This is a genomic window from Lentzea pudingi, assembly GCF_014646255.1.
Taxonomy (GTDB): domain Bacteria; phylum Actinomycetota; class Actinomycetes; order Mycobacteriales; family Pseudonocardiaceae; genus Lentzea; species Lentzea pudingi.
This window is the reverse complement of sequence record NZ_BMNC01000004.1, coordinates 113682-129627: the sequence shown is the minus strand read 5'-3', so window position 1 is coordinate 129627 and position 15946 is coordinate 113682. Positions and strand designations below refer to the sequence as shown.

The window sequence follows — 15946 nt, the reverse complement described above, 5'->3', positions numbered from 1 at the left end:
TCGCTCCGCGGCGGCGGAGAACAAGCGCCGCAATACCACAACGACCCGTACCAGGACCAGACCCGAGCGGCGACCCCTGCGCCGTCGGGATGACCTTGACAAGCAGCCGCCAGGCCGCCGCTACCCATTCGAGTAGTAGCCCGCGGGATCATACGGGCCGTACTCCTGTTGAGACGCCTCATAGCGTGGGAACCTTTACCTGGGCAAGCGGAGCGCTTTCTCCTAGCATCAATTCCGCTGAGCTTTCAGCGGCGGATTGTGGAGAGATCTTGGAAAACCGGCCGAAAGTGTGGTGCGCCGGAATCGGCGATCAGGCGGTGCCGGGCACGACCACGGTGGTGGAAGGCGCGCCCGGCACGGGCAAGACGGCGGCCCTCGACGACCTCGCCGCGCGCTGGGAGGCGTCCGGCCGGCAGGTGGTGCGAGCACGGGCGAGTGCGCTGGAAAGCGACCTCCCCTTCGGGATCGTGGCTCAGCTGTTCGACCTGGTCGACTCCGCTCTCGTGCCCGTGGAGGCGGTCGGAGCGCTGCAGCTCACCGCCGTGGCCGCCGATTTCCCGGTGCTGCACGGCGTGTACCGGCTGACCGCCGCCCTGGCCGCGCGGGCCGATCTGCTGGTCCTCGTGGACGACGCGCACTGGGCCGACGCCGCTTCCCTGCGCTGGCTCGCCTACCTGGCGTTGCGGGTGCGGCGGCTGCCGATCGCGCTCGTCCTGACCGTGGGCGCGGGCGAACGGTGCGACGACCCGTCGTTCGGCGAGATCGCGGCCGCGTGCCGGCGGGTCGCGCTGGACCACCTCACCCCCGCCGAGACGGGACGTCTCGTCTCGGCGGCGCTCGGCGAGGCCGCGCCCGAGTTCGCAGCCGCCTGCTTCGACGCGACGGGCGGCAACCCGCTCGCGGTGACGCGACTGGTCAAGGCGCTGGCGGAGGACGAGGTCCCGCCGACCGCCGAGGCCGCGTGGCGGGTGACCCAGCGCGGCGCGGAGGTGTCCGGCGAGATCATGGCGGCCCGGCTGCGCCGCCGCCCCGCGTCCGTCGTGACGACCGCGCACTGCCTGGCGGCGCTGGGCCCTTCACCCCATCCCGGTGTGCTGGCTGAACTGACGCGGCTGAGCCCGGTGGAGCTCGCCGAGGCCCTGCGCACCGTCGAACTCCTCGGCGTGGCAGGGCCCGCGGTGCTCGACGACATGCCCGCACCGGCACGGGCGGCGCTGCACCTGCGGGCCGCGCAGGCGTTGCGGACGCACGGCGCTTCGGACCGGGCGGTCGCGGACCACCTGCTGGAGACGTCGCCCGGCCTGGAACCGTGGGCCGGAGAGGTGCTCGACCGGGCCGCGCAGGAGGCGGTCAACCACGGTGACACGGCCGGCGCGGCACGGCTGCTGTGGCGGGCGCTGCGCGAACCGGTGGCGAACCCGTCCCGGGCCCTGCGACTGCTGGGAATCGCCGAGCTGGTCGGCAACCTGCCCGGCGCGACCGCCCGGTTGCGCGAGGCACTGCAGTCCGATGTGGACGACGCGGAGTCCGCGATCGCGTTGTCCTACGCCCTGCACGCCGAGGGCGCCCCGGCCGAGATCCCCGCGGTGCTGGGCGGCTCACCGACGGCGCGGGCACATCTCGCCGTGCACGGACTGGTGTGGCAGGAGGCCGTCCCCACGTCGGTCTCGCTCGACACCCCCGCCGGCGTGCTGCACCGCGTGATGGTCGGCGACATCAGCGCCGATGAGACGAGACGTCTCGTCTCACCAGGGGGTGGTGTGCTCGCCGCCCTGACGTCCGCGATGACGCTGAACCTCGCCGACTCCCTGGACGAGGCGCTGGCCGTGCTGGACGAGGTCGACCGCGCCCAGGCCCCGGCGTTGCGCGCGCTGACGAACGTGATGCGCGCGAACGTCCAGCGCCGCAAGGGAGATCTCGCCTCCGCCCGCGCCGATCTCGCGGTGGCGTCCGACCACCTGCGGCAGGACCGGCGCTGGCACGCCGTCTCCACCTGGCACGCCGCGCTGCTCGCCGACATCCTCCTCGAGGAGGGCCGCCTGGACGAGGCCGCCGCGGTGATCGCCGATGCCTCGACGGACGAGGCGCGGCGCACGTGGTCGTTCGGCGGCGTGCTGACCGTGCGCGGCCGCGTACTGACGGCGCGAGGCGACGATCACGAGGCGCTGGAAGCGTTCCTGGCCGCCGGACGGCACTGCGCCGCGTGGCCGTACCGCAATCCCGCGGCGCTGTCGTGGCGTTCCGGCGCGGCACTGGCCTGCGCGGCGATGGGCGACGGCGAACGGGCCCGCGAACTCGCCCAGGAGGAGGTCGCGCTCGCACGGGTCTGGGGCGCGCCCAGGGCGTTGGGCATGGCGTTGCGCGCGGAGGGCCGGGTGACCGCGGGCGCGGCCGGGCGGACGTTGCTGGAGGAGGCCGTGCGGGTGCTGCGCGCCTCCCCCGGCCGCCTGGAACTGGCGCGCGCGTTGGTGGACCTCGGCGTGGTGCTGCGGCGTCAGGGTGACACGGCGTCCGCGCGCACCTACTTGCGTGACGCCGTCGACCTCGCACAGAAGTGCGGATCCACGGCGATGGCGGCGCGGGCCTACTCCGAACTGGTGGCGACGAGCTCCGGACCTCGGCGGATGCGGCAGACCGGGCCGACGGCACTCACCCCGACGGAGCACCAGGTGGCGGAACTGGCGGCACGCGGCCGTTCCGACGACGAGATCGCGTCCACGCTGCTCATGCCCGCTGAAGGCGTGGAAGGCGTGCTCTCGGGCATCTACCGAAAGCTGGGTGTGTCGGGCCGTTTGCATCTGGCCGATGCTCTGTTCGTGGACTAGTCCGGACCCGTTCGGCCGATAGTTGCGTTGCGACTTTCGGCCCTATCGTCCTGCTCATGGCGAGCGAATTTCAGCGGAGCAAGGTGGACCTGGTCTTCGGCGCGATGGACTCCGACGGCAACGGACGGCTGAACAAGGAGGACTTCGAGCTGCTCGCCCAGCGCTGGGCGGCGTTGCGCGGCAGCGACGAGGAGTTGCTGACGAAGGTGATGCTGGGCTGGTGGACCACCCTGCAGTCGGCCGCGGGAGGCGCGGACCAGGTGACGCTGCAGGACGTCCTGAACGTCGTGGACGTGCTGCCCGACAACATCGAACCGGTGCTGGGGACGGCGGACGCGATGTTCGGTGCCGTGGACTCCGACAGCGACGACTACGTCTCCGAGGCGGAGTACCGGATGATGATCGAGGCCTGGCTCGGTCACGTGGAGGCGACCGACTTCGCCAGGCTCGACCTCGACGGCGACGGCAGGTTGTCGCGCACCGAGTTCACGACGCTGTGGGCCGAGTTCTGGGCCGGCGACAACCCGGACGCCGCCGGCTCCTACGTCTTCGGCCCCGTCCAGGCGGCGTGAACGGGATCCCGCCCCGCCGCTGCCGTGGCCTGCTCGATCAGGCGCCGTCCTCCAGGTCGCCCTCGGTCTCCAGGTAGGCCGCGCGCAGGGCGTCCAAAGTGGACTCCTCCGGGTGCTCCCACATCTTGCGCTCGGCCGCCTCCAGCAGGCGCTCGGCGATGCCGTGCAACGCCCACGGGTTCGACGTCTGCAGGAACTTGCGGGTCTCCGGGTCGAGCACGTAGCTCTCGGTCAGCTTCTCGTACATCCAGTCCGCGACGACGCCGGTCGTGGCGTCGTAGCCGAACAGGTACTCGACCGTCGCCTGCAGCTCGAACGCGCCCTTGTACCCGTGGTTGCGCATCGCCCCGATCCAGCGCGGGTTCACCACGCGGGCGCGGAAGATCCGCGAGGTCTCCTCGGTCAGCGTCCGCGTGCGAACCGCCTCCGGGCGCGTGCTGTCCCCGACGTACGCGGCGGGCGCCTTGCCCGTCAACGCCTTCACCATCGTGACCATGCCGCCGTGGTACTGGAAGTAGTCGTCCGAGTCGGCGATGTCGTGCTCGCGGGTGTCGATGTTCTTGGCCGCCACCGCGATCCGCCGGTACGCCGACTCCATGTCCGCGCGTGCCGCCACACCGTCGACGCCGCGGCCGTACGCGTACCCGCCCCACACCGCGTACACCTCGGCGATGTCGGACGAGTCGCGCCAGTTGCGGCTGTCGATCAGCGGCAGCACACCGGCGCCGTACGCGCCCGGCTTGGAACCGAAGACGCGCAACGTGGCCCGGCGCTGGTCGCCGTGCTCTTCGAGATCGCGCAGCATGTGCGCGCGCACGAAGTTCTGCTCCGCGGGCTCGTCCAGCGCCGCCACCAGCTGCACGGCATCGTCCAACATGGACACGACGTGCGGGAAGGCGTCGCGGAAGAAGCCGGAGATGCGGACCGTGACGTCGATGCGCGGCCGGTCCAGTTCCTGCAGGGGAACCACTTCGAGGCCGGTGACGCGGCGCGACTGGTCGTCCCACACCGGCCGCACGCCGAGCAGTGAGAACACCTCGGCGATGTCGTCGCCGGAGGTGCGCATCGCGGACGTGCCCCAGACCGACAGGCCGACCGAGGGCGGCCACTCGCCGTCGTTCTCGGCGCGGTACCGCTCGAGCAGCGAGTCGGCCATCGCCTGGCCGGTCTCCCACGCGAGCCGCGACGGGATGGCCTTCGGGTCGACCGAGTAGAAGTTGCGGCCGGTCGGCAGCACGTTCACCAGGCCGCGCAACGGGGAACCCGACGGGCCGGCCGGGATGTACCCGCCGTCCAAGGCGTGCAGGACGTTCGTCATCTCGTCCGTGGTGCGCGCGAGCCTGGGCACGACCTCGACGGCGGCGAACTCCAGGATCTTCTGCACGTCCACGGACTCGTGCAGACCCGCTGCGGCGGCACGGTCCCAGCCCGCGTCCTCCATCGCCTGGACGAGCGCACGAGCCTGTTCTTCAACAGCGTCAACGTCTTCACGGGCCGTGCCGACGAGCCCGAGGGCCTCGCGCAGACCGGGCAGCGCGGCGACCTGACCGCCCCACATCTGCCGCGCCTGCAGCATCGCGAGCACGAGGTTGACCCTCACGCTCCCGGTCGGCGCCTCACCCAGGATGTGCAGGCCGTCGCGGATCTGGACGTCCTTGACCTCGCACAGCCAGCCGTCGACGTGCAGGATGAACTCGTCGAACTCCGCGTCGTGCGGCCGGTCGTCCAGTCCCAGGTCGTGGTCGAGCTTCGCGGCCTTGATCAGCGTCCAGATCTGCGCGCGGATCGCCGGCACCTTGGCCGGGTCCATCGCGGAGATGTTCCCGTACTCGTCCAGCAACTGCTCCAGGCGCGCGATGTCGCCGTAGCTGTCGGCGCGGGCCATCGGCGGCACGAGGTGGTCGACCAGCGTGGCGTGCGCGCGGCGCTTGGCCTGCGTGCCCTCACCGGGGTCGTTGACGAGGAACGGGTAGATCAGCGGCAGGTCACCGAGCGCCGCGTCCGTGCCGCAGGACGCCGACATGCCGACGGTCTTGCCGGGCAACCACTCCAGGTTGCCGTGCTTGCCGACGTGCACCACGGCGTCCGCGCCGAAGTTCGACTCCACCCACCGGTAGGCCGCGAGGTAGTGGTGCGACGGCGGCAGGTCCGGGTCGTGGTAGATCGCGATCGGGTTCTCGCCGAAGCCACGCGGCGGCTGGACGATCACCGCGACGTTGCCGGACCGCAGCGCGGCCAGCACGATCTCGCCGTCCTTCGACTTCGAGTGGTCGACGAAGAGCGTGCCTGGCGCCTCGCCCCAGTGCTCCCGCATCGACTCGCGGAAGTCGTCGGGCAGCGTCTCGTAGAACTCGCGGTAGTCGGCCGCGGCGATGCGGATCGGGTTGCTTTCGAACTGCTCCTGCGTGAGCCAGTCGGCGTCCTGGCCGCCGGCGGCGATCAGCGCGTGGATCAGCTTGTCGCCGTCGAGCTCGTCGACGCCGGGCAGGTCGGTGCCGATGTCGTAACCGTGCTCCTGCATGGCCTTGAGCAACCGGACGGTCGACGCGGGCGTGTCGAGCCCGACCGCGTTGCCGATGCGCGAGTGCTTGGTCGGGTACGCCGACAGCATCACGACGATCTTGCGCTCGGCGACCGGGATGTGCCTGAGCCGCCCGTGCCGCACGGCGATGCCCGCGACGCGCAGCGCCCGTTCCGGGTCGGCCACGTAGATCGTGAGGCCGTCGGAGTCGATCTCCTTGAAGGAGAACGGGACCGTGATGATCCGGCCGTCGAACTCGGGGATCGCGACCTGGGTCGCGGTGTCCAGAGGAGACAGTCCGTCGTCGTTGGAGTCCCAGGTCTCGCGGCTCGACGTGAGGCACAAGCCCTGCAGGATCGGCACGTCGAGGGCGGCCAGCGCACCGACGTCCCACGCGTCGTCGTCGCCACCGGCGGAGGCCTTCGCGGGGTTCGTGCCACCGGCCGCGAGCACCGTCACGACGAGCGCGTCGGCCTGCCGCAGCGTGTCGAGCAGCTCGGGCTCGGCGGTGCGCAGCGAGGAGCAGAAGACCGGCAGGGCCTTGCCGCCCTTGGCCTCGATCGCGTCGCACAGCGCGTGGATGAACGCCGTGTTCCCGGCGACGTGGTGCGCGCGGTAGTAGAGCACCGCGACCGTCGGCCCCTCGGCCTGCGAGGCCTCGCGCTCCAGCACACCCCACGTGGGGGTGGCGGTGGGGGCCTCGAAGCCGTGGCCGGTCAACAGCACGGTGTCGGAGAGGAACTTGTGCAGCTCGGTGAGGTTCGCCGGGCCGCCGTGCGCGAGGTAGAGGTGCGCCTCGGCACACACACCACCGGGCACCGTCGACAGCTCCATCAGCGCCGCGTCGGGCTGCATCTCACCGCCGAGCACCACCACGGGCAGTCCGCTGGCCAGCAGCCAGTCGAGGCCCTCCTCCCACATCCGGCGGCCGCCGAGGATGCGCACGAGGACCAGGTCCACGCCCTCGACGAGCGCGGGCAGGTCGTCGGTCGTGAGTCGCGCGGGGTTGCCGAGCCGGTACTCGGCACCGCTCGCACGCGCCGACAGCAGGTCGGTGTCGGAGGTCGACAGCAGAAGGATCACGCAGGCTCCATCCCTCGTGGGGTCCGCGCCCCAGGTTGCGGGTGACTGGCGAAGCAGAGTTCCTGACTCCCAGCGGTGTTCGCTGGTCACAGTGGCGGGACCGCGCCGGATTCGCACCGGCTTCCTCCTGCGCTTCGTCGTTCGGGCTCACCCTAACCGGCGGGTTACAGTCCGACCTATGCGTAGTCACCCGGACGCCTGCCCCGGCGCCGTCGAGCTGCATGCCGCGGCCGACGGCGGGCTGGCGCGCATCCGGGTGCCGGGCGGCACTCTTCCCGCTGCTCAGTGGGACGTCGTGCGCACCGCGGCGGCAGAGCTCGGGAACGGTTCAGTGGAACTGACCTCGCGCGCGAACCTCCAGATCAGAGGCCTCGCGGACGGCGTGGAACTGGGCGCGCGCCTGGCCGCGGCGGGCCTGCTGCCGTCGGCCTCGCACGAGCGGATCCGCAACATCATCGCGGCGCCGCTAGAGGACGACCAGGGCCTGGTCGACGAGATCGACGCGGCCCTGTGCGCGGACCCCTCCCTGGCCTCGCTGCCGGGCAGGTTCCTGCTGACGGTGGGACACGCGGTGAGCGGCCTGGGCGGCGACTTCGGGCTGGTCAGGACCGGTGCGTCGACGTGGGCCCTCCTCCTGGCCGGGACCGACACGGGCGTCCGCGTCACCGATCCCGTCGACGCGGTGGTCACCGCGGCCCGCCTCTTCCAGCAGCTGCGCGGCTCCGCCTGGCGCCTGTCCGAAGTGGACGACGGTGTGCGAAAGATCACCGCGCACTTCGGCACCTCGGACGCCCCGCGCATCACCCCGGCTGTGACTCCTGTCGCACCTTCACCGTTGACCCCGGGAGTACCGCTCGGCCGCCTCGACGCGGAGCAGCTCCCCGGCGTCGCCCTGCGCCTCACCCCGTGGCGCAGCCTGGTCGTGCCCGCCGGCACCGACACGTCCGGCCTCATCACCGACCCGGACTCGCCGTGGCACGGTGTCAGCGCCTGCACCGGCCGCCCCGGCTGCGCGAAGTCGCTCTCCGACGTACGAGCCGATGTGCGCGCGTGGCTCGTGGGGTCTCACCACACACACGTACCGGGCCGGGTACCCCCAATTTCAATTCTAGGGAGCAGGTCCGACAGTCCGGGCGCGGTGCACTGGTCGGGTTGTGCCCGCCGGTGCGGCCGGCCCGCGGGCGAAGTGATCGAGTTCGTCGCGACCGGCGACGGCTACGAGGAGATCCGTTGACGCAGTACATCAAGGACGGGGCGGAGATCTACCGCCAGTCCTTCGCCACCATTCGCGCGGAGTCGGACCTCACCGGGTTCCCCGCCGATGTCTCGCAGGTCGTCGTCCGCATGATCCACGCGTGCGGCATGACCGACCTGCCCAGCGACGTCGCGTTCTCCCCGAACGTCGTGCGGGACGCCCGCGCGGCGCTGCGCGACGGTGCCCCGATCCTGTGCGACGCCAGCATGGTCGCGTCCGGCGTGACCCGCCGCCGCCTGCCCAAGGACAACGAAGTCCTGTGCTACCTGCAGGACCCGCGCACGCCGGCCCTGGCGCAGGAGATCGGCAACACGCGCAGCGCCGCCGCCCTGGAGCTGCTCGCGGACCGGTTCGGCGGCGCGGTGATCGCGATCGGCAACGCCCCCACGGCGCTGTTCCACCTCCTCGACCTGATCGCCGCCGGAGCCCCCCGGCCCGCCGCGGTCCTGGGCATCCCGGTCGGGTTCATCGGGGCGGCGGAGTCCAAGGAAGCTTTGGCCGCGACGGATCTGGAGCACCTCGTGGTGCGCGGCCGGCGCGGCGGCAGTGCCATGACGGCGGCGGCTATCAACGCGATTGCGAGCGAAGAGGAATGACGGGCAAGCTCTACGGCGTCGGCCTGGGTCCGGGCGACCCGGAACTCGTGACGGTCAAGGCCGCGCGACTGATCAGCGAGGCCGACGTGGTGGCGTTCCACAGCGCCCGGCACGGCAGGTCGGTCGCCAAGACCATCGCCGCGCCGTACTTCCGCGACGGCCAGATCGTGGAACAGCTCGTCTACCCGGTCACGACCGAGGACACGGACGACTACCAGGGCGAGATCGACGCCTTCTACGAGGAGGCCGCCGCCAAGCTGGCCGCGCACCTCGACGCGGGCCGCGACGTCGTCGTGCTGGCCGCGGGAGACCCGTTCTTCTACGGCTCCTACATGCACATGCACAAACGCCTCAAAGACCGCTACGAGTGGGAGGTCGTCCCCGGCGTGACGTCCGTGAGCGGTGCGTCGGCGGTCCTCGGCACCCCGCTCGTGGAACGCGACGAGGTCCTCACGATCCTGCCCGGCACACTGCCGCCCGCCGAGCTCGCGTCCCGTCTCGCCGACACCGACTGCGCCGCGATCCTCAAGCTGGGCCGCACCTTCGGCAACGTCCGCGACGCGCTCGAGGCGTCCGGCAGGCTCGACGGCGCCTGGTACGTCGAGCGCGCCACGACCGGCCGGCAGCGGATGGCTCCGCTGGCCGACGTCGACCCCGAGACCGTCCCGTACTTCTCGATCGCCGTGCTGCCGAGCCGGTCCAGGCCCGCGAAGCCCAAGGGCGAGGTGGTCGTCGTCGGTCTCGGTCCGGGCTCGCGGAACTGGCTCACCCCGGAGGCCCGCCAGGAACTGGAAGCCGCCGACGAACTGGTCGGCTACAGCACCTACCTGAACCGCGTCCCGGCACGTCCCGGCCAGCAGCGGCACTCCTCGCACAACCAGGTCGAGTCCGAACGCGCCGCCTTCGCCCTGGACCTCGCCCGCAAGGGCGCACGGGTCGCCGTCGTGTCGTCGGGTGACCCCGGCGTCTTCGCGATGGCCACCGCGGTCCTGGAGGTCGCGGCGGAGTCGCCGGACGTGCCGGTCCGCGTCATCCCCGGCGTCACGGCCGCGAACGCCGTGGCGGCCAAGGCGGGCGCGCCGCTCGGCCACGACTACGCGGTGATCTCGTTGAGCGACCGGCTCAAGCCGTGGGACGTCATCGCCGAACGCCTCGAAGCGACCGCGAAGGCCGACCTGGTGATCGCGATCTACAACCCGGCGTCCAAGGCCCGCACGCACCAGGTGGCGGACATGCGCGACCTGCTGCTCCGCCACCGCGCGCCGGAGACCCCGATCGTCGTCGGACGTGACGTGGGCGGCCCGGAGGAGGAGATCCGCGTCCTCACGCTCGGCACCCTCGACCCGGCCACGATCGACATGCGCTGCCTGCTGATCATCGGCTCGTCGCAGACGATCGTGACGCCCCAGGGCGTCGTCTTCACACCCCGGCGGTACCCAACCAGCTGACGGCGGCGTCGACGTCGGCCACCACGTCCGCGGGCGGGAGCGGTGGCCGGCGCACGATCACGACCGGCACGCCGATCCGGCGCGCGGCCTCCAGCTTGGCCGACGTCATCGAGCCACCGCTGTCCTTGGTGACGAGCACGTCGACCTCCCGCGACCGCATCAGCTCCAGCTCACCGTCCACAGTGAACGGACCGCGCGACAACAGCACCTCGATCCGTTGCGGCATCGGCGGTTCCGGCGGCTCGACCATGCGCGCCAGAAACCACTGCGGGCACGCGGCGAACTCGGCCAGGTCCTGCCGCCCGGTCGTCAGGAAGACCCGCTCGCCCGTCAGTTCCCGCGCGGCGTCGGCGACGCTGTCCACCCAGTGCCAGCCAGGCTGCGGAGCGAATCCGGGCCGCCTCAGGATGAGCAACGGCACGCCGACCCGCTCACAAGCCTCGAAGGCGTTCGCGGTGATCTGCCGCGCGAACGGGTGGGTCGCGTCGACCACGGCGCTGACATCGTTGTCCCGCAACCACTGCGCGAGCCCGTCGACACCCCCGAACCCGCCGATCCGGACCCCGCCGACGGGCAGCGCGGGGTTGCTCACGCGGCCGGCCAGCGAGGAGACGGCCGGTACGCGGGACGCCAGCTCCCGGGCCTCCCCCGTCCCCCCGAGGATGAGGATCATCGAACGCGGGTGGCCGAGTACAGGTGGCTGTCCGGGAACTGCGTCGCGCCCAGCACCTGCCCGACGATGATCACCGCGGTCCGCTTGATCCCGGCGGCCTCGACCTGCGCGGCGATGTCGTCCAGCGTCCCGCGCAGCACGACCTCGTCCTCCCGGGACGCGTAGGCGACGACCGCGACCGGGCAGTCCAGCCCGTAGTTCGGCACCAGCTCCGCCACCACGTCCGCGATCCGCTGCACGGCGAGGTGCAGCACCAGGGTCGCGTGGCTGCGGCCCAGCGTGGCCAGGTCCTCGCCCTCGGGCATCGGCGTGGCGCGCTGCGAGGTGCGCGTGAGGATCACCGTCTGCCCGACCCCCGGCACCGTCAGCTCGCGCTGCAACGACGCCGCGGCGGCCGCGAACGCCGGTACCCCGGGCGTCACGTCGTAGGAGATCCCCAGCGCGTCCAGCCGGCGCATCTGCTCGGCCATCGCGCTGAACACCGACGGGTCGCCGGAGTGCAGCCGGGCCACGTCCAGGCCCTGCTCCGACGCCGCGACCAGCTCGGCGACGATCTCGTCCAGGGTCAGCTCAGCGGTGTCGACCTTGCGCGCGCCGGCGGGGCAGAAGTCCAGCAGCTCCACCGGCACCAGCGCGCCCGCGTACAGGCACACCGGCGACGACTCGATCAGCGAGCGGCCCCGCACCGTGATCAGGTCGGCCGCTCCGGGCCCTGCCCCGATGAAGTGCACGGTCACTTCGTCACGCTCCACGTCGTCACGGGCATGTGCGGGCGCCAGGCGGTGAACTTGCCGACCGGCGAACCGCGGTTCACCGCGATCCGCACCAGGTCGCCGCCGAGCCGCTCGTACCACTGCGCCACCACGGCCTCGGACTCGAGCGTCACGGCGTTGACGACCAGGCGACCGCCCGCCGCGAGCGAGTCCCAGCAAGCCTGCAGCACTCCGGGCACCGTCACGCCGCCGCCGATGAAGACCGCGTCGGGCTTCTCCAGCCCCTCCAACGCGTCCGGCGCCCGTCCGATGTGGACCTCCACCCCGGGCACGCCCAGAGACGCCGCGTTACCGGCGATTCGCTCTGCGCGTTCGGCCGACTGCTCGACGGCGATCGCGCGGCACGTCGGATGCGTGCGCGCCCACTCGATCGCGATGGAACCCGACCCGGCCCCGACGTCCCAGAGCAGCTGCCCGGGCAGCGGCGCCAATCTCGACAGCGAAATAGCCCGCACCTCTCGCTTCGTCAGCTGGCCATCGGATTCGTAAGCGTCATCGGGCAGTCCGGGGACCCGTGAGAGCGCGCTCCCGGTGTACTCGACCGCGATCACGCACAGCGGGTCCGAGTCCTGCCCGGACCAAGGGTAAACCCGCTCGGCGGGCCCACCTAGCTGTTCGAGCACGGTGATGTGCCCGGCCAGTGCCGCCACGGTCGCCGGATCGCCACCGAGCACGAGCACGCGCCGTCCCGGCGTCAGCACGGGGCGTAGCAGGTCGGCCGACCGTGCCACCAGGGACACGACCTCGACCTCGTTCAACGCCCAGCCCAGGCGCGCGCAGGCGAGCGACACCGACGACGGGTGCGGGATCACCGTCACCCGGTCGCCCAGCAGCCGCACCAAAGTGGTGCCGATGCCGTGGAACATGGGGTCGCCGGAGGCGAGCACGCACACGTCCCGGTACTCCTCGAACAACGCGGGCAGCGCCGGGACCAGCGGCGACGGCCACGCGACCCGTTCGAACTCCCCCGGCACCAGGTCGAGCTGCCGCCGCGAGCCCATCAGCACACGCGACCGGGAAACAGCCTGCTGGGCGGCGGGGGAAAGCCCGTCCCACCCGTCGGCGCCGATGCCGACGACCACGACGTCAGACGGTACCGGTGACACGCTGCACCTGGATCTCGATCACGACCCGCTCCGGGTTCACCCGCGGCTGCTTGTACCGCAACGCATACCGCCGCACGGCCTCATCGACGGATTCCACGTCGTCGCGCACGACGGCGGGACCCTCCAACGTGGACCAACGACGACCGTCCACCTGGCACACGGCGGCGTACCCGGCTTGGCGGACGTGCTTGACCTTCCACGACGCGCCGTGCGTGATGATCCGCGCGATGCCGGCCTCGGCGTCGAGCGTGACGCCGACCGGCACCACGTGCGGAGTCCCGCCGGAACGGACGGTGGACAACGTGCACAGGTGCCGTTCAGCCCAGAACTCGGCGAACTCGGCACCCCGGTCGATCGACATGGCACGCATCATAGGTGGCCACAGCGGTGCGGCCCGTCACCAGGAGGAGGTGACGGGCCGCACGTCAGAGCAGCACTACGGGTAGTTGACGACGTTCACCGGCACGGTGCCCGGCGGTGTCACCCCACCCACGTTGTTGATCACGTGGGTGATCGTTCCCTGGTAGTTGAGCGAGACGGTCAGCAGGTTGTGCATCCTCACGCCGGGCCGGTTGGGCACCTCGAACGCGTTCTCCGCCCGCACCGACGGGTTGACGTTGAAGAAGCAGTAGCTGCCGAGCCCCCACGCCTCGTGCGTGGTGACGTTGTCGCCGACCTTGTAGGCCGCGTACCCGGCCTGCCCGTTCGGCCTGTTCCAGACCGCCTGGTTCGGCACGTCGTACGGCATCTCGTTCTGGTAGAAGATGGTCCGCCCGCGCTCGCCGTTCCAGATGGTCTGGTACTTCTGGTAGTGCTCGACGAACAGGCCGGTGGCCAGCACGTCGTTGCCGTTCACCACTAGACCGGTGTCGCCGATCGCCTCGTCCCAGCCCCAGGTGCCGGCGTTGCCGTGGTCGGCGCGCCAGATCCAGCTGTGGTCGATGATCGTGTTGTGGCTGTTGACCACGAGGCTGTTGGTCGCCTTGCCCGCGATGGCGCCGCCGACGCGGAAGAACACGTCCTGCAGCGTCGTCGGGTTGGACGCGTGCGAGGCCGAGGAGCCCGCGGGCCCGACGGTCAGCAGCGAGTTCGACAGCGTGGTGCCGGCGTCGAACAGGATGCCCTTGATCCGCACGCCGTCGACGTCCGCGACCTGCATCGCGGTGACGCCGTTCTGCGGCACGATCGTCGCGTAGCCGATGCCCAGCACGACGGTGTTCGGCCGCGTGATGTTGATCGTCTGGTTGACGTTGTAGATGCCGGGCGTGAAGAACAGGTTGCAGCCCTGGCCCAGTGCCGCGTTGATCGTGGCGGCCGTGTCACCGGACTTCACGACGTAGAACTGGCTCATCGGCAGCGAGGTGCCGGGCGTGCCACCGTTGAGCCACGACGCACCAGAGGCGTTGGTGCGCAACGAGGGCAGGAACACCCGGTACTGGTTGCCCTCGAGGTAGAGGTACGGCACGTCGCGCGAGATCGGCGTCGTCGCCAGGTTGGTCGACGGCGGGTTCGGGAACGTGGTCGCGGGCGCGCCCGGCGTTCCGGAGAACACCATGTTCCACACGCCGCCGTTCCAGCTGCCGTAGTTGGTGTCGCGCGTGTACCACTGCTGCTGCGAGACCGACGCGGTCTGACCGGACACGCGGGTGTCGGCCGTGTAGCCACCGGACGCGAACCCGTAACTGGCCGGGTAGAGCGCCAGGTTGCCGCGAACGTCCATGCGCCGGAACGGCGCGGCCTGCGCGACGGCCCACCGGTTGGTGCCGTTGCTCGGGACCACGGCCATGTTCTCGGCGGAGCGCCAGAAGTTCTGCAGCGCCACACCCTTGTCCGACTCGTTGAACGCATCGACGGTGATGTCACCGTTGATCACGACGTCACCGGGGTTCTTGCCGAGCCCCGAGACCGACGTGTAGTAGCCGACGTCGTCGTGGATGCCGTTGTACGTACCGGGTTTGAACAGGTGCGCGACCCGCCGCGGTGCCATCTGCGCGGTGATCGTGTCCTTCTGGTTGTTGAAGTCGATGTCGAGCTGCGTCTGGATGCTCGTCGCCGACATGCTCGGGTCGAAGATGCGCGTGTTCGGCCCGAAGTTGGGGGTGTCGGACTGCACACACCCTTGCTGCGTCCCGATCGTGTAGGTCGCGCTCGCCACCGCCGAGTTGACGAGCCCGGCCTTGATGCCGATCGCACTGACCGTCCTGTTGCTGGACACGGAGATCGGCCCGCTGTAGACCGGACTGCTCGCGGTCGGCGTCGAACCGTCCACTGTGTACCGGATGGTCGCGCCGGACGTGGACGTCGAGATCGTCACCGTCTGCGCGGACGCGTAGGCACCACCCGGCGGGCTGAACGTCGGCGTCGCGACCGGCGTGCCGATCACGTACTGGGCGCTGCCCACCGCCGAGTTCGGCTGACCGGACTTGATACCAATCGCGTTGATGGTCCTGTTGCTGGGCACGGAGATCGGCCCGCTGTAGACCGGACTGCTCGCGGTCGGCGTCGAGCCGTCCGTGGTGTACCGGATCGTCGCACCCGACGTGCTGGTGGAGATGCTGACCGTCTGCGCGGTCGAGTACGTGCCACCAGGCGGGCTGAACGTCGGCGTGGCGACCGGCTGCACCGCACCCTGGTGGGTGTAGGTGAAGTGCGGCGTGTCGTACTGCGGACCGCTCTTCTCGTAGGTGAACCAGTAGTCGATGACCGTGCCGGACGACAGCGACCCGACGGTCTTCTGCCAGGTCCCGGCGTTGTTGGTCATCCGGAAGTTCTGCTGCGCCTGGCCGGAGATCAGGTAGTGCACGTCGACGTAGTTCGCAGGGGTCGTCGGCGTGAAGTTGATCCGGGCCTGAGTCGCGTCGATCGCGGTCACGTTCTGCGTGTAGTCGTCGGCCGCGTAGGCAGCCTCGACCGTCGCCAATGACGACAGGGCAATCGCTACGGCGGCAAGTCCCCGCCGCCATCTCACCTTTGAGAGCGCTCTCACACCTGGAACGGTAAAGCCGAGATGACGTGGAGGGAAGACGTAAGTTACAAGAAAGGTGGGCGGCTCCAGCGATACACGAACGGAGCATCGCGACTTGTTTTCACCCGA

Annotated in this window: 11 protein-coding genes and 1 riboswitch; of the genes, 5 read left to right on the top strand and 6 right to left on the bottom strand. The window is 70.9% G+C overall.

Annotation, left to right across the window (positions count from 1 at the left end; translation table 11 throughout):
• The first annotated feature begins 269 nt into the window (after positions 1-269).
• A complete protein-coding gene (locus IEY88_RS16065) occupies positions 270-2825 on the top strand; it encodes an AAA family ATPase (RefSeq protein WP_189155571.1) in 2556 nt (851 codons plus the stop codon).
• 56 nt (positions 2826-2881) lie between these two features.
• Positions 2882-3397 (top strand): EF-hand domain-containing protein, encoded by a 516-nt coding sequence (locus IEY88_RS16060; protein ID WP_189155570.1) that lies wholly within the window; start codon positions 2882-2884, stop codon positions 3395-3397.
• 37 nt (positions 3398-3434) lie between these two features.
• Here the strand turns inward: IEY88_RS16060 and cobN are convergent, their stop codons facing one another.
• The gene (cobN, locus tag IEY88_RS16055; protein ID WP_189155569.1) at positions 3435-7001 is read right to left on the bottom strand and encodes a cobaltochelatase subunit CobN; all 3567 of its coding nucleotides are present in this window, start codon (positions 6999-7001) and stop codon (positions 3435-3437) included.
• 35 nt (positions 7002-7036) lie between these two features.
• A riboswitch (cobalamin riboswitch) is annotated at positions 7037-7171 on the bottom strand.
• An 8-nt stretch (positions 7172-7179) separates the two neighbouring features.
• Here cobN and IEY88_RS16050 point away from each other — a divergent pair.
• From IEY88_RS16050 to IEY88_RS16040, 3 genes are read left to right on the top strand one after another with little or no spacing between them, the layout of a single operon-like run.
• Entirely contained in the window at positions 7180-8235 is a 1056-nt protein-coding gene (locus IEY88_RS16050) for a ferredoxin-like domain-containing protein (protein WP_189155568.1), read from the top strand.
• Entirely contained in the window at positions 8232-8852 is a 621-nt protein-coding gene (locus tag IEY88_RS16045; RefSeq protein ID WP_189155567.1) for a precorrin-8X methylmutase, read from the top strand. Before IEY88_RS16050 ends, IEY88_RS16045 begins: the two co-directional genes overlap by 4 nt.
• Positions 8849-10300 (top strand): precorrin-2 C(20)-methyltransferase, encoded by a 1452-nt coding sequence (locus tag IEY88_RS16040; RefSeq protein WP_189155566.1) that lies wholly within the window; start codon positions 8849-8851, stop codon positions 10298-10300. The genes IEY88_RS16045 and IEY88_RS16040 overlap by 4 nt, the downstream gene beginning before the upstream one ends.
• On the opposite strand, the gene IEY88_RS16035 is transcribed toward IEY88_RS16040, so the two are convergent.
• The 5 genes from IEY88_RS16035 to IEY88_RS16015 all read right to left on the bottom strand — a co-directional run bounded on the left by IEY88_RS16035 (position 10272) and on the right by IEY88_RS16015 (position 15772).
• The gene (locus IEY88_RS16035; RefSeq protein WP_189155565.1) at positions 10272-10973 is read right to left on the bottom strand and encodes a cobalt-precorrin-6A reductase; all 702 of its coding nucleotides are present in this window, start codon (positions 10971-10973) and stop codon (positions 10272-10274) included. The genes IEY88_RS16040 and IEY88_RS16035 overlap by 29 nt on opposite strands.
• On the bottom strand, positions 10970-11710 hold the full coding sequence (gene cobM / locus IEY88_RS16030) for a precorrin-4 C(11)-methyltransferase (protein ID WP_189155564.1): 741 nt from the start codon (positions 11708-11710) through the stop codon (positions 10970-10972). The genes IEY88_RS16035 and cobM overlap by 4 nt, the downstream gene beginning before the upstream one ends.
• Positions 11707-12828 (bottom strand): precorrin-6y C5,15-methyltransferase (decarboxylating) subunit CbiE, encoded by a 1122-nt coding sequence (gene cbiE / locus IEY88_RS16025; RefSeq protein ID WP_229693430.1) that lies wholly within the window; start codon positions 12826-12828, stop codon positions 11707-11709. Before cbiE ends, cobM begins: the two co-directional genes overlap by 4 nt.
• Positions 12829-12832: 4 nt before the next feature.
• Positions 12833-13222: a TIGR03618 family F420-dependent PPOX class oxidoreductase gene (locus IEY88_RS16020; protein WP_373294119.1), complete on the bottom strand. Its 390-nt coding sequence runs from the start codon at positions 13220-13222 to the stop codon at positions 12833-12835.
• Between the two features lie 66 nt (positions 13223-13288).
• A complete protein-coding gene (locus tag IEY88_RS16015) occupies positions 13289-15772 on the bottom strand; it encodes a chitobiase/beta-hexosaminidase C-terminal domain-containing protein (protein ID WP_229693429.1) in 2484 nt (827 codons plus the stop codon).
• Positions 15773-15946: the final 174 nt, after the last annotated feature.